The 14,581-nt window shown below is 57.4% G+C and carries 15 protein-coding genes; all 15 read left to right on the top strand.

Translation table 11 applies throughout. The features are described 5' to 3' along the window. Positions 1–142 precede the first annotated feature (142 nt). The 15 genes from KQP88_RS15960 (at position 143) to KQP88_RS15890 (ending at position 14,577) form a co-directional block, all read left to right on the top strand. Entirely contained in the window at positions 143–991 is an 849-nt protein-coding gene (locus KQP88_RS15960) for a flagellin domain-containing protein (protein WP_216703576.1), read from the top strand. 71 nt (positions 992–1,062) lie between these two features. After that, entirely contained in the window at positions 1,063–1,443 is a 381-nt protein-coding gene (locus tag KQP88_RS15955) for a flagellar protein FlaG (RefSeq protein WP_200993357.1), read from the top strand. A gap of 82 nt (positions 1,444–1,525) precedes the next feature. Next, positions 1,526–2,977, top strand: coding sequence for a flagellar filament capping protein FliD (gene fliD / locus KQP88_RS15950; RefSeq protein WP_216703575.1), 1,452 nt, complete (start codon positions 1,526–1,528; stop codon positions 2,975–2,977). A 117-nt stretch (positions 2,978–3,094) separates the two neighbouring features. Beyond that, positions 3,095–3,481, top strand: coding sequence for a flagellar export chaperone FliS (gene fliS / locus KQP88_RS15945; RefSeq protein WP_200993355.1), 387 nt, complete (start codon positions 3,095–3,097; stop codon positions 3,479–3,481). 26 nt (positions 3,482–3,507) lie between these two features. Further along, positions 3,508–3,804, top strand: coding sequence for a flagellar protein FliT (gene fliT, locus KQP88_RS15940; protein ID WP_025260901.1), 297 nt, complete (start codon positions 3,508–3,510; stop codon positions 3,802–3,804). A gap of 177 nt (positions 3,805–3,981) precedes the next feature. After that, a complete protein-coding gene (fleQ, locus tag KQP88_RS15935) occupies positions 3,982–5,457 on the top strand; it encodes a transcriptional regulator FleQ (protein ID WP_200993354.1) in 1,476 nt (491 codons plus the stop codon). Positions 5,458–5,597: 140 nt separating this feature from the next. Next, positions 5,598–6,794 carry a sensor histidine kinase gene (locus KQP88_RS15930; protein ID WP_253950615.1) on the top strand — a complete coding sequence of 399 codons (1,197 nt, stop codon included), beginning with the start codon at positions 5,598–5,600 and terminating at the stop codon, positions 6,792–6,794. Continuing rightward, entirely contained in the window at positions 6,794–8,200 is a 1,407-nt protein-coding gene (locus tag KQP88_RS15925) for a sigma-54-dependent transcriptional regulator (RefSeq protein ID WP_200993352.1), read from the top strand. The genes KQP88_RS15930 and KQP88_RS15925 overlap by 1 nt, the downstream gene beginning before the upstream one ends. Positions 8,201–8,439: 239 nt before the next feature. Beyond that, positions 8,440–8,769, top strand: a complete 330-nt coding sequence (gene fliE, locus KQP88_RS15920; protein ID WP_025260897.1) for a flagellar hook-basal body complex protein FliE — start codon at positions 8,440–8,442, stop codon at positions 8,767–8,769. 15 nt (positions 8,770–8,784) lie between these two features. Beyond that, on the top strand, positions 8,785–10,581 hold the full coding sequence (fliF, locus tag KQP88_RS15915) for a flagellar basal-body MS-ring/collar protein FliF (protein WP_200993351.1): 1,797 nt from the start codon (positions 8,785–8,787) through the stop codon (positions 10,579–10,581). After that, positions 10,574–11,590, top strand: coding sequence for a flagellar motor switch protein FliG (gene fliG / locus KQP88_RS15910; RefSeq protein ID WP_117166720.1), 1,017 nt, complete (start codon positions 10,574–10,576; stop codon positions 11,588–11,590). Before fliF ends, fliG begins: the two co-directional genes overlap by 8 nt. Before the next feature lie 15 nt (positions 11,591–11,605). Further along, complete coding sequence (fliH, locus tag KQP88_RS15905) at positions 11,606–12,412, top strand: flagellar assembly protein FliH (protein ID WP_216703573.1); 807 nt, start codon at positions 11,606–11,608, stop codon at positions 12,410–12,412. Then, complete coding sequence (gene fliI / locus KQP88_RS15900; RefSeq protein WP_025260893.1) at positions 12,402–13,760, top strand: flagellar protein export ATPase FliI; 1,359 nt, start codon at positions 12,402–12,404, stop codon at positions 13,758–13,760. Before fliH ends, fliI begins: the two co-directional genes overlap by 11 nt. Before the next feature lie 6 nt (positions 13,761–13,766). Beyond that, a complete protein-coding gene (gene fliJ / locus KQP88_RS15895) occupies positions 13,767–14,216 on the top strand; it encodes a flagellar export protein FliJ (protein WP_025260892.1) in 450 nt (149 codons plus the stop codon). Positions 14,217–14,271: 55 nt separating this feature from the next. Then, positions 14,272–14,577 carry an STAS domain-containing protein gene (locus KQP88_RS15890; RefSeq protein WP_200993349.1) on the top strand — a complete coding sequence of 102 codons (306 nt, stop codon included), beginning with the start codon at positions 14,272–14,274 and terminating at the stop codon, positions 14,575–14,577. The last annotated feature ends 4 nt before the right edge of the window (positions 14,578–14,581 follow it).

Genomic DNA, 14,581 nt, shown 5'->3' with positions numbered 1-14,581 from the left:
GGCAGATTGCTGGCAAAAATTTTCAAAAAAAGGCTCAAGCAACCTGCCACCGCGACGATAACTATTACGAAGGTTCTCTAGGCACACCCGGCGCTTGCAGGGGCCGGAAGCCACGTAGTACCCAACCAACGAGGAATTCATCATGGCTTTAACAGTAAACACCAACGTTGCATCCTTGAACGTTCAGAAGAACCTGGGTCGCGCCTCTGACGCTCTGTCGACTTCGATGACCCGTCTGTCGTCCGGTCTGAAAATCAACAGCGCCAAAGACGACGCTGCCGGTCTGCAAATCTCCACCCGTATCAACTCGCAGATCAAAGGCCAGACCATGGCCATCAAGAACGCCAACGACGGTATGTCCCTGGCTCAGACCGCTGAAGGTGCTCTGCAAGAGTCGACCAACATTCTGCAGCGTATGCGTGAACTGGCTGTCCAGGCTCGAAACGACAGCAACAGCTCTACTGACCGTGACGCTCTGAACAAAGAATTCACCGCGATGAGTGAAGAACTGACTCGTATCGCAAACAGCACCAACCTGAACGGCAAGAACCTGATCGACGGTACTGCCAGCACCATGACCTTCCAGGTCGGCTCCAACACTGGCAGCTCGAACCAGATCACTCTGACTCTGAGCGCCAGCTTCGACGCTGATACCCTGGGTGTTGGTTCGGCTATCACCATCGCCGGTTCCGACAGCGCCGCTGCCGAGACTAACTTCTCTGCTGCAATGGACGCTATCGACTCCGCTCTGTCGACCATCAACGCCACTCGTGCTGACCTCGGTGCTGCACAAAACCGTCTGACCAGCACCATCTCCAACCTGCAGAACATCAACGAAAACGCCAGTGCTGCACTGGGTCGTGTACAAGATACCGACTTCGCTGCTGAAACTGCACAGCTGACCAAGCAACAGACCCTGCAACAGGCTTCCACCTCTGTTCTGGCTCAGGCTAACCAGCTGCCTTCCGCTGTACTGAAACTGCTTCAGTAATATCGGGATGATTTTGGCGGGGGAGTGCTTAACCGTGCTCTCTCGCTTTTTTACTTTCGGAGGTGATGGTCATGGATATGAGTGTAAAGCTGAACTTGTCTTATCCACCCGCTCAATCGGCAAGTCCAGTTGTGGCAACGGATAAGCCCGTTGATAAGCCTTCCGTCGAGCGAGTTGCGCCGACGTCCGAAAGTAAGGGTTCCGACTTGCAAAAGGACGACTCACAGGAAGAGGAGAAGGTGAAGGCTGCCGCGGAAGACATTCAGAAGTTCTTTCAGTCGGTCAAGCGTAACCTCGAATTTTCGATTGACGAAGATTCTGGAAAAGTCATTGTCAAAGTGATTGCAAGTGACTCCGGTGAGGTGGTCCGACAGATTCCCAATGCGGAAATCCTGAAACTGGCCGATAGCTTGAGCGACGCGCACAGCTTGTTGTTTCACGTCAAGGCCTGACTACTGGCACGAAAATTGTTGAAGATTTTCCGATTCCTTGAAAGGGTCAAAAGGTCGGCGACATTCTTGAGGAGTAAGCACCATGGCTACAATTACATCGAGTACGGGCCTCAACTCTGGCCTGGATATCAAGGCAATTGTTGACGGGCTGGTTGGGGTCGAAAAGGCTGCCAAGCAGAACCAGATCACCAAGCAGACCAGCGTCGCCAAGGCTGCGGCTGGTGGTGTGGATCAGCTCACGGCTGCATTGAGTGCCTTTCAAAAGGCGATGGACAGTCTCAAGAGCACCACAACACCTGCATTTCAGGGTTTTGCCGCCACCTCAGCCAATGAGTCTGTGGTCAAGGCAACTGCGGGTAACGAGGCAGTAAACGGTACTTATTCTATTAATGTGAGCCAGTTGGCGACCGCGTCCAAGGTTGCAACAGTTGCGCTCGACTCGACTCAGACCAGTGCTATTCCGAGTGGTACCCTGAAAATCACTCAAAATGGCACTACTCATGAAGTCAAGATTACTGCGACTTCGACGCTGCAGCAGGTGCGTGACACGATCAACACCTCGCTCCAGGGTAAAGGTATTTCAGCGAACATCATTACTGACAGTAATGGTTCGCGCCTTGTATTCAGTTCGACCACCACCGGCAAGGGCAGTGATATTTCGGTTGATGGTGGTACAGAGCTGAGCATGCTGAATATCGATGGCACCAAACTGATGAGCTCCACCAGCACATCGACCGATGCCAACGGCAAGGCGATTCCTGGGGCGGGTGCGATTCAGGCTCTGGCCGGCGATGCCGAGTTCACGATCGATGGTCTGAGCCTGACCAGTTCGACCAATACGGTCAGCAACGCTGTATCCGGCCTGACGTTCGAACTGGTGGCAAAAAGTGCTGACGCCAACACCAATACGGCGATCACGGTAGCTACCAACACCGAGGGCTTGAAAACCTCGCTGCAGACTTTTGTCGACTCCTATAACACCCTGGCCAAGCTTGTCACCACGCTGACCAAGGGTACGGTTTCTGAAGACGGAACAACCTTCACTGCAGCGGCCATGACGGGGGATTCGACGCCTCGTGCCCTGCTTGCTGCCATTCGTAGTCAGATTGCTACGGCAACTTCCAATAGTGGCCTGGGCTCTCTGGCTCAGTTGGGTATCACGACGCAGCAGAGCGACGGTACGCTGTCTTTGAATACCTCGGACTTTACCAAGGCCCTGAACGACAAGAAGTTCGGAGGGGATATTCAGAAGCTGTTTACCGGCAGCGGTGGTTTGATCGAGCGTATGGAGGACGCCATTGAGCCCTATACGAAGGCCGGTGGCATCCTTGCAACAAAGAAAACCAGTCTGACTCAGGTTCAGACTCGACTCTCTGCTGAGCAGGATGCGCTTGACCGTCGTATCGAAACGCTGACTACAACCCTGACCACCAAGTACAACGCGATGGACCTGGCGGTTGGCAAGCTCAAGGCAACGGCCAGCAGCATCACCTCGATTTTCGAGGCGATGAACGCTCAGAAAAACGCTTCGTAAATAAAAGTAATGCCAGAAACCCGACCCTGTGTCGGGTTTTTGCTTTCAGGCTAAAGTTTTTTGACCGTGCGTCGATAGCTTGGGTATACGTAATCCGGATCTGCTACGAGGCCCCCTATGAATCCGATGTTAGCACTGCGTCAGTATCAGAAGATTGGCTCACAGGCACAGACCTCTGAAGCCAGCCCTCACCGTCTGGTCCAGATGTTGATGGAGTGTGGCCTTGATCGCATCGCCCAGGCCAAAGGTGCCATGGCGCGCAAGGATATTCCCAACAAATGCGTTTTCATCGGCAAGGCCATCGGCATTATGGGTGGCTTGCGTGAAGGGCTGGATCTGGAAAGCGACCCGGCGCTGGTCCGTCAGGACAGTCTCTATCACTACATGATGAAGCGTCTGGCTGAAGCCAATGCCAAGAATGATGAAAAGATGCTCGATGAAGTTGCCGGCCTGCTGATTACAGTCAAGGAAGGCTGGGACGCAATCGGCGCTGTACAACAATAAGTTCGCTGTCTTCTGGAGAAACCACCATGAGTGCTGCGCTCAAGCGTATCGAAGAAACCCGTGAAGCGTTGGTCGGGGCCCTGGCTGAGCGTGACTGGGATGCAATCGTCAAACTTGATCTGGCATGCCGTGAGTGTGTTGAGGCTGTTGTCAGCGAAGCGCCGGCTGATGAGCCGGGGCTGCGCAGCAATCTGGAAGAGCTGCTGGGCGTCTATCGACAATTGATTGACGTTGCTACAGATGAGCGTCAGGCAATCGCCGACGAAATGACGCAAATCCGCAATGCCAAAAACGCCGCGAAGGTATACCATCTATTTGGCTAGCTATTATTTGTCGGTTTGATTGTTCGACAATAGTTTCGCCATAAATTTGACTGTATATGTTTTTTTGACTTAACTAGTGATGTTCACTATTTTCTGGCGTCTCATCGGATATAACGGCTGAGATGCCAAGCTGCCCACGATCTCGGGCATTGAGTTGACTAGGGAAGTTGCTATTGCATGTGGCGTGAAATCAAGATTCTGCTAATCGATGACGATAGCCAGCGCCGCCGGGATCTGGCGGTTATCCTGAATTTTCTGGGCGAAGAAAATTTATCCTGCACCAGTCAGGACTGGCAGCAGGTTGTCGGCTCATTGGCCTCGACGCGTGAAGTGCTTTGCGTGCTTGTGGGCAGCGTGAATGCCCCGGGCAGCCTTCAAGGACTGCTTAAGACAGTCGCTGCATGGGATGAGTTCCTTCCGGTTCTGTTGATGAGCGAAAATTCTGCCGTCGACCTTCCCGAAGACCTTCGTCGGCGCGTGCTTTCCACCCTCGAAATGCCTCCCAGCTACAGCAAATTGCTGGATGCCCTGCATCGTGCCCAGGTCTATCGTGAAATGTACGATCAGGCCCGTGAGCGTGGTCGGCATCGCGAACCCAATCTGTTCCGCAGTCTGGTCGGCACCAGCCGTGCCATCCAGCACGTGCGTCAGATGATGCAGCAAGTGGCCGATACCGATGCAAGCGTGCTGATTCTGGGTGAGTCGGGTACGGGCAAGGAGGTGGTTGCTCGCAACCTGCACTACCACTCCAAGCGTCGTGACGCACCTTTCGTTCCGGTCAACTGCGGCGCGATTCCGGCCGAGTTGCTGGAAAGCGAATTGTTCGGGCATGAGAAGGGCGCCTTTACCGGAGCCATCACCAGCCGTGCCGGGCGTTTCGAGCTGGCCAACGGCGGTACTCTGTTCCTGGATGAAATCGGTGACATGCCGTTGCCGATGCAGGTCAAGCTGCTGCGTGTTCTGCAGGAGCGTACCTTCGAGCGGGTCGGCAGTAACAAGACCCAAAGCATCGATGTGCGCATCATTGCCGCCACCCACAAGAATCTCGAGAACATGATCGAGATCGGCAGTTTCCGTGAAGACCTCTATTACCGTCTGAACGTATTCCCGATCGAAATGGCGCCTCTGCGTGAGCGTGTCGAAGATATTCCGCTGCTGATGAACGAGCTCATCTCGCGCATGGAGCACGAAAAGCGCGGTTCGATCCGTTTCAACTCGGCCGCCATCATGTCGCTGTGTCGTCATGCCTGGCCGGGTAACGTGCGCGAGCTTGCCAACCTGGTGGAACGCATGGCGATCATGCATCCCTATGGCGTGATTGGCGTGGCGGAGCTGCCGAAGAAATTCCGCTACGTCGACGATGAAGACGAGCAGATGGTCGACAGCCTGCGCAGTGATCTGGAAGAGCGCGTAGCCATCAATGCCCACACGCCGAACTTCGCTTCCGGTGCCGTACTTCCTCCGGAAGGCCTGGACCTCAAGGATTACCTGGGTGGTCTGGAACAGGGCTTGATCCAGCAGGCGCTGGATGACGCCAACGGTATCGTGGCGCGTGCTGCGGAGCGTCTGCGGATTCGTCGTACAACGCTTGTAGAAAAGATGCGCAAGTACGGCATGAGTCGCCGGGAAGGTGACGATCAGGCGGATGATTGACGCCTGTTCCCGGAGCCAAAAATCAAACCTCTGAATTTTCAGAGGTTTTTTTTCGGCACGAGGATTGCTAAGTCACTCTCAACATACCGTTTAATGACGGTTCGCCACGCGAGAGATGATTTATGTCCAAGGCCGCCCACATGTCCCCTGACTTGCCCAGCCAAGCTAAACCCTCCCTGGAACTGGAAAGTCGCCAGGGGCTTGAGCAGGCCTTCTCATTGTTTAACCAGATGTCGTCTCAGTTGGCTGATTCCTACGGCATGCTGGAAACTCGCGTCGCCGAGTTGAAAGGCGAGCTGGCGGAGGCGGGTGTCCAGCGCATGCAGGAGCTGGCAGAGAAGGAGCGTCTGGCCAACCGTCTGCAGAATCTTGTGGATCTGCTGCCCGGTGGCGTGATTGTCATTGATGGCATGGGCGTGGTGCGCGAGGCCAACCCGACCGCCATCGATCTGTTGGGGCAGCCTCTGCTGGGGATGTTGTGGCGCCATGTCATCAGTCGTTGCTTCGCGCCTCGCGAGGATGACGGGCATGAAGTGTCACTGCGCGACGGGCGTCGGCTGTCCATCGCCACTCGCTCGCTGGATGCAGAGCCCGGGCAACTGGTCCTGCTCAATGACCTGACTGAAACCCGTCGCCTCCAGGAACAACTGGCTCGCCATGAGCGCCTGTCTTCCCTGGGGCGCATGGTCGCTTCTCTGGCGCATCAGATTCGTACGCCCTTGTCGGCGGCCATGATCTACGCCAGTCATCTGACCGAGCAGGAATTGCCGGTGGAAACCCAGCAGCGTTTTGCGGCGCGCCTCAAGGAGCGCCTGCATGAGCTTGAGCATCAGGTGCGCGACATGCTGGTCTTTGCCCGCGGCGAATTGCCGTTGACCGATCGGCTGACACCGGGGGAACTGTTCCAGGCCTTGCAGTCGGCAGCCCAGACCCACGTGCAGGATGTGGCGGTTCGCTGGCAGTGCGATTCGATCGATGGCGAACTGCTGTGCAACCGCGACACCCTGGTGGGTGCGCTGCTCAATCTGGTGGAAAACGCGGTGCAGGCCAGTGTCGGAAAAACCCGTCTGAAAATTCATGCTTACAGCCGTGGCAATACGTTGCGCCTGTGCTTCAGTGATAACGGCAGTGGTATGGACAAGGCTGCGCTGGCGCGTATCGGCGAACCTTTTTTCACCACCAAGACCACCGGCACCGGCCTTGGCCTGGCGGTGGTGACGGCAGTGACCCGTGCTCATCAGGGTAGCGTGCAGTACCGCTCGACTGTCAATCGCGGGACGTGTGCAATCGTCACTTTGCCGTTGATTCCGGTTTCCGCTTTAGTGAGTAGCCACTGATGTCGATCAAAGTGCTGTTGGTCGAGGATGACCGTTCGCTGCGCGAAGCGCTCGGCGAGACGCTTGAGTTGGCCGGTTACGATTATCGTGCTGTTGGTTCGGCTGAAGATGCCCTGCTTGCGGTGGATCAGGAGCCCTTCAGTCTGGTCATCAGTGACGTAAACATGCCGGGCATGGATGGTCATCAATTGCTGGCACTGTTGCGCAGTCGCCATCCGCAATTGCCGGTTCTGCTGATGACGGCCCATGGTGCCGTCGAGCGGGCTGTGGATGCCATGCGTCAGGGCGCGGCGGATTATCTGGTCAAGCCTTTCGAGCCCAAGGCCTTGCTGGCGTTGGTTGCCCGGCATGCGCTGGGGCGTCTTGGGCCTGCTGAAGGCGATGGGCCGATTGCCGTGGAGCCCGCCAGTATCCAGTTGCTGAACCTGGCCAGCCGGGTGGCGAAGAGTGATTCCACCGTGCTGATTTCCGGTGAGTCCGGGACGGGCAAAGAAGTATTGGCGCGATTCATTCATCAAAACTCGCCACGTGCCGATAAGCCTTTTATAGCGATCAACTGTGCGGCGATTCCGGACAACATGCTGGAAGCGACACTGTTCGGGCATGAAAAGGGGTCGTTTACCGGTGCCATTGCGGCGCAGGCGGGCAAGTTCGAACAGGCGGATGGCGGCACTATCCTGCTGGACGAAATATCCGAAATGCCCATGGGCTTGCAGGCCAAGCTGCTGCGAGTACTCCAGGAGCGTGAGGTGGAGCGGGTGGGAGCTCGCAAGCCGATCAGCCTGGATATCCGGGTCCTGGCAACTACCAATCGTGATCTGGCGGGTGAAGTGGCGGCCGGGCGGTTTCGTGAGGATCTGTTTTATCGGTTATCGGTTTTCCCGTTGGCATGGCAAGCGTTGCGTCAAAGGACTGCCGATATTCTGCCGCTTGCCGAGCGTCTGTTGGCCAAACACGTCAATAAAATGAAGCATGCACCTGTGCGATTGTCTGCCCAGGCGCAGGCGTGTCTGGTGGCGTATTCATGGCCGGGCAATGTGCGAGAGCTGGACAATGCCGTGCAGCGGGCCTTGATATTGCAGCAGGGCGGTGTGATCGAGGCTGAAGATTTCTGCCTGGCGGGACCTGTTACCGGGGCCTCGCCATCTGTGGCTTCGGTGCCGTTGGCGCCTGCGGTGGCGGTGGATAATGTACCAGCCGCTACTGTTGCCGAGTCGGCCGGTGCTCTGGGAGATGATCTGCGGCGTCGTGAGTTTCAAGTGATCATCGATACCCTGCGCACTGAGCGTGGGCGTCGAAAGGAAGCGGCTGAGCGACTGGGTATCAGTCCCAGGACGCTGCGCTACAAACTGGCACAGATGCGTGATGCGGGCATGGATGTCGAGGCTTATCTGTTCGCGACCTGAGCTTTTCCGGCGGGTCGGGAAGGGGTGATCTCTTCTGCTGGCTTTGTCGTATGAATGTTGTAATTCAATGGCATATTGATGCCATTGTGCGAGATGCGGGGTTCACCCAGAAGGTCTGGGACGCGGGTGAGGGCAAAGTGAAGCGGGTGTCGTTATCTATTTGGCACTCTTGTTGCTATGTCTTCACTATCCGCTGAATCAGTGTCAAAAAATTGCGGGCCTTACGAGAGAAAATGTCCATGAGCCAAGGTGTTGAATTTAATCGCTTGATGTTGGATATGCGGGCCATGCAGATGGATGCCATGGCGGCGTCCAAGCCAGTGACCGCTACGCCGGAAGTCGGCACCAGCAGCTTTGCCGATATGCTTGGCCAGGCCGTCAACAAGGTTTCCGAAACCCAGCAGGCCGCAGGTCAGTTGGCGAACGCATTTGAAATCGGCAAGAGTGGTGTCGATTTGACTGACGTCATGATTTCCTCACAAAAAGCCAGCGTCTCGTTTCAGGCTTTGACCCAGGTTCGCAACAAGCTGGTTCAAGCCTATCAAGACATCATGCAGATGCCGGTTTAAGGGACGTACTGAGTCATGGCCGAAGCAACAGCCGAAACCGTTCCGGCAAGAGCGGGCTCTCCCGACAAGAAACCCTTGTTTGGTCTGTCTTTTCTGGAAAACCTTTCTGAAATGACCATGCTGCGTCAGATCGGCCTCATGGTCGGTCTGGCTGCCAGCGTGGCCATTGGCTTTGCCGTGGTGCTCTGGTCCCAGCAACCCGATTACCGGCCGCTTTATGGCAGCCTGGCGGGAATGGACAGCAAGCAGATCATGGAAACCCTGACTGCAGCGAACATCTCCTATACCGTCGAGCCCAACTCCGGCGCCTTGCTGGTGAAGGCCGATGACGTGCAGCGTGCGCGTATCCAGCTGGCTCAGGCTGGCGTGGTGCAGAACGACTCCAACATCGGTTTCGAAATTCTCGACAAGGATCAGGGCCTGGGTACCAGCCAGTTCATGGAAGCCACGCGCTACCGCCGTGGTCTGGAAGGCGAACTGGCACGCACCATCTCGTCCCTGAATAACGTCAAGGCTGCCCGCGTGCACCTGGCGATTCCGAAAAGCTCGGTGTTTGTCCGTGACGATCGCAAGCCAAGTGCTTCGGTTCTGGTCGAGCTGTACGCAGGTCGTACCCTTGAGCCAAGCCAGGTCGTGGCAATCGTGAATCTGGTCGCTACCAGCGTTCCCGAGTTGAGCAAATCTCAGATCACGGTTGTGGATCAGAAAGGCCATCTGCTTTCCGATCAGGCCGAGAATTCCGAGCTGACCATGGCCGGCAAGCAGTTCGACTACAGCCGCCGTATGGAAGGCATGCTGACCCAGCGTGTGCAGAACATCCTGCAACCTATTCTGGGCAGCGACCGTTACAAGGCAGAAGTCTCGGCGGTGGTGGATTTCAGCGCCGTCGAATCGACAGCCGAAAGCTTCAACCCTGACCAGCCAGCCTTGCGCAGCGAGCAGTCGGTCAATGAACAACGTTCCAGCAGCTCCGGCCCGCAAGGTGTTCCGGGTGCCTTGAGCAACCAGCCGCCAGGTCCTGCGACAGCGCCTCAGACCACCGGTGGTGGTGCTGCCGGTGCCGCAGCCGCTATCGCCCCAGGCCAGCCGCTGCTCGATGCCAACGGTCAGCAGATCATGGACCCGGCCACCGGCCAGCCCGCTCTGGCGCCGTACCCGGCCGACAAGCGCGTGCAGTCGACCAAGAACTTCGAGCTGGATCGTTCCATCAGCCACACCAAGCAACAGCAGGGTCGTCTGACTCGTCTGTCGGTAGCGGTTGTTGTGGACGACATGGTCAAGACCAACCCGGCCAACGGCGAAGTGACCCGTGCGCCATGGAGCGCCACTGACCTGGCCCGCTTCACGCGTCTGGTTCAGGATGCGGTCGGCTTCGATGCCAGCCGTGGCGACAGTGTCAGCGTGATCAACGTACCGTTCTCCAGCGAGCGCGGTGAAGTGATCCCGGAAATTCCGTTCTACTCGCAGCCATGGTTCTGGGACATCCTCAAGCAGGCCGTGGGTGTGATCTTCATCCTGATTCTGGTGTTCGGTGTTCTGCGCCCTGTGCTGAACAACATCACCAGCGGCAAGAGTAAGGAACTGGGCGGGTTCGGCGACTCGGAGCTGGGTGGCTTCGGTGGCATGGGTGGCAGTGGCATGGATGGCGAACTGTCCAATGACCGTGTCAGCCTGGGTGGTCCGCAAAGTATCCTGCTGCCTAGCCCGACCGAGGGTTATGACGCACAGTTGAATGCAATCAAGAGTTTGGTGGCCGAAGATCCGGGTCGTGTGGCCCAGGTTGTGAAAGAGTGGATTAACACTGATGAATGATCGAGCCGTCGTAGCCAAACTGACCCGAGTCGAGAAAGCCGCCGTGCTGCTGCTTTCTCTGGGTGAAACCGATGCGGCTCAGGTGCTTCGGCACATGGGCCCCAAGGAAGTGCAGAAAGTGGGTGTGGCGATGGCTCAGATGCGCAACGTGCATCGTGAGCAGGTCGAAGAGGTCATGAGCGAGTTCGTCGATATCGTCGGCGATCAGACCAGCCTTGGCGTCGGTTCCGACGGCTATATCCGCAAGATGCTGACTCAGGCTCTGGGCGAAGACAAGGCCAACGGCCTGATCGACCGTATCCTGCTGGGCGGCAACACCAGTGGCCTGGACAGTCTCAAGTGGATGGAGCCGCGTGCGGTTGCCGATGTGATCCGCTTCGAGCACCCGCAGATTCAGGCAATCGTGGTGGCTTATCTGGACGCCGATCAGGCGGGCGAGGTGCTTGGGCATTTCGACCACAAGGTGCGTCTGGACATCATCCTGCGGGTTTCATCGCTCAATACCGTACAACCGGCAGCTCTCAAGGAGCTGAACCAGATTCTCGAGAAGCAGTTCTCCGGTAACGCCAACACGTCGCGTACCACCCTGGGTGGTATCAAGCGCGCTGCCGATATCATGAACTTCCTCGACAGCTCCATCGAAGGCGCGCTCATGGATTCGATCCGCGAGGTCGACGAAGACCTGTCGGTTCAGATCGAAGACCTCATGTTCGTCTTCAACAACCTGTCCGACGTGGACGACCGCGGTATCCAGGCGCTGTTGCGCGAAGTGTCTTCGGACGTGCTGGTGCTGGCGCTCAAGGGTTCGGACGAGGCGATCAAGGAAAAGATCTTCAAGAACATGTCCAAGCGTGCTGCCGAACTGTTGCGCGACGACCTGGAAGCCAAGGGGCCGGTGCGTGTCAGCGACGTGGAAACCGCACAGAAAGAAATCCTCACCATCGCACGTCGTATGGCCGAGGCCGGCGAGATCGTGCTCGGTGGCAAAGGTGGCGAGGAAATGATCTAAGGATTGCCCTGACTCATGTCCAGCTCCAGTAAAGACCCGGTTAGTGATCTCATTCGCGCCAAGGATATCGTTGGCTTCGATATGTGGTCACTGCCAAGTTTCGACCCGCATAAAGAGCCTGAGCCGGAACCCGAACCGGAGCCAGTGGAGGAAGAACCGGCCGAAATGGAAGAAGTTCCATTGGAGGAGGTTCAGCCGCTGACCCTGGAGGAACTGGAAAGCATTCGCCAGGAAGCCTGGAACGAAGGCTTTGCCACAGGCGAAAAAGAAGGCTTTCACAGCACCCAGCTCAAGGTCCGACAGGAAGCGGAAGTGGCTCTGACGGCCAAGCTCGCCAGTCTCGAACAGTTGATGCTCAATCTGCTGGAGCCGGTTGCCGAACAGGACACGCAGATCGAAAAGGCGGTTATCCATCTGGTGGAGCACATTGCCCGCCAGGTCATCCAGCGCGAGTTGCAGACCGATTCGCAGCAGATCGCCCACGTCCTGCGCGATGCCCTGAAGCTGCTGCCCATGGGTGCCCAGAACCTGCGCATCTTTATCAATCCCCAGGACTTCGTGCTGGTCAAGGCGCTGCGTGAGCGCCATGAAGAAAGCTGGAAGATTCTCGAGGATGACAGCCTGTTGCCTGGCGGCTGCCGGATCGAAACCGAACACAGCCGTATCGACGCCAGTGTCGAGACGCGGATTTCCCTGGCCATCTCCAAAATGTACGACCAGTTGCATGAACAGGTCACTCATCCTGGCGCGGCCGATCTGAATATCGAGCTGACCGGGGTTCCTGCCAGTGCAGTCGATATAGAGAAAAACGATGCGCCTTGATCGCACCAGTTTCAGCAAGCGGCTGGGGTCGTATGCCGACTCCATCACCTTGCCTGCCCAGCCGGTGGTGGAAGGGCGCCTGTTGCGCATGGTCGGCCTGACCCTTGAAGCCGAGGGGTTGCGGGCGGCCATGGGCAGTCGCTGTGTGGTGATCAACGATGACAGTCATCATCCCGTCGAAGTCGACGCGGAAGTGATGGGGTTTTCGGGCAACAAGGTTTTCCTGATGCCGGTGGGCAGTGTGGCCGGTATTGCACCGGGTGCGCGGGTCGTGCCGCTTGCCGATACCGGGCGCCTGCCCATGGGCATGAGCATGCTCGGTCGGGTGCTCGACGGAGCCGGTCGGCCGCTGGACGGGCGTCCGCCCATCAAGGCTGAAGACTGGGTGCCGATGGATGGCCCGGCCATCAACCCGCTCAAGCGCGACCCCATCAGCCAGCCGCTGGATGTGGGGATTCGCTGCATCAACGGTTTATTGACGGTCGGCCGCGGCCAGCGTCTCGGGCTGTTCGCCGGTACCGGCGTGGGCAAGAGTGTGCTGCTGGGCATGATGACGCGCTTTACCGAGGCGGACATCATCATCGTCGGCCTGATCGGTGAGCGGGGCCGTGAGGTCAAGGAGTTCATCGAGCACATCCTGGGCGAAGAAGGGCTCAAGCGTTCGGTGGTGGTCGCTTCGCCTGCGGACGATGCACCGCTCATGCGACTGCGCGCCGCCATGTACTGCACACGCATTGCCGAGTATTTCCGTGATCGGGGCAAGAATGTCCTGTTGCTGATGGACTCCCTGACCCGTTTTGCCCAGGCCCAGCGGGAAATTGCCCTGGCCATCGGCGAGCCGCCTGCAACCAAGGGTTATCCGCCTTCGGTATTTGCCCGTCTGCCCAAGCTGGTTGAGCGTGCCGGTAATGCCGAAGCCGGTGGTGGTTCCATCACGGCGTTCTATACCGTGCTGTCCGAAGGGGACGATCAGCAGGATCCGATTGCCGACTCTGCCCGAGGCGTACTGGATGGCCACATCGTGCTGTCGCGGCGTCTGGCCGAAGAGGGGCATTACCCGGCCATCGATATTGAAGCCTCCATCAGTCGGGTCATGCCGGCAGTGGTCAGCCCTGAACACATGGGGCGTGCGCAGTTCTTCAAACAGTTGTGGTCCCGTTATCAGCAGAGCCGCGATCTGATCAGCGTGGGTGCCTATGTGGCGGGCGGTGATCGGGAAACCGACACGGCCATTGCTCTGCAGCCGGCATTGGCGCGCTATCTGCGTCAGGGTTTGCGCGATAACGAAAGCATGCAGGCCAGCAGTGAAGCGCTGGCGGCAGTCTTTGCCCCGGCTCCTGGCGGCTGATAGATCATGGCCCAGAGTCGTGCGGCGCGCCTGGCGCCTGTGGTCGAAATGGCAGAGGCTGCCGAGCGTACGGCAGCCCAGCGTCTTGGGCACTTTCAGGGGCAGGTCAACCTGGCCTACAGCAAGCTTGAAGAGCTTGAGCGCTTTCGCTTGAGTTATCAGGAGCAATGGATCAGCCAGGGTAGCCATGGTGTATCCGGGCAATGGCTGACCAACTATCAGCGCTTCCTCAATCAGTTGGAAACTGCCGTCGGCCAGCAGAACAAGAGTCTGGAGTGGCACAAGGTCAATCTCGAAAAGGCTCGCGGCGCCTGGCAGGAATGCTATGCGCGGGTCGAAGGTCTGCGCAAACTGGTGCAGCGTTATATTGACGAAGCGCGTCAGCTTGAAGACAAGCGCGAGCAGAAGTTGCTCGATGAGTTATCCCAGCGCCTGCCTCGCCGTGAGCAGGATTGATATGTCCATTCTCTCGTCTACGCTTGCGGTGTGATGACGTACTTCAGGAGTCCTTATGGCGAAGATCACCTCCGAGCTTTCCCAGGACGGTCAGCAACTGACCGTGTTTATCGAGGGGCGCTTCGATTTTTCCACTCACCAGGATTTTCGCGGAGCTTATCAAGACCACTCCGCAAATCTGAAGTACGTGGTGGATCTGGCCCGCACTCATTATCTGGACAGCTCGGCCCTGGGGATGTTGTTGCTGCTGCGCGATCATGCCGGTGGCGATGACGTGGTGGTGGAGCTGGTCAATTGCACGCCGGATGTCATCAAGATCCTCACCATTTCCAATTTCTCGAAACTGTTCCAGTTGAGCTGACGCT

Source organism: Pseudomonas lijiangensis (genome assembly GCF_018968705.1).
Lineage (GTDB): Bacteria > Pseudomonadota > Gammaproteobacteria > Pseudomonadales > Pseudomonadaceae > Aquipseudomonas > Aquipseudomonas lijiangensis.
Note: the sequence above shows the minus strand (reverse complement) of the source record. Positions and strands in the feature narration are given on the sequence as shown.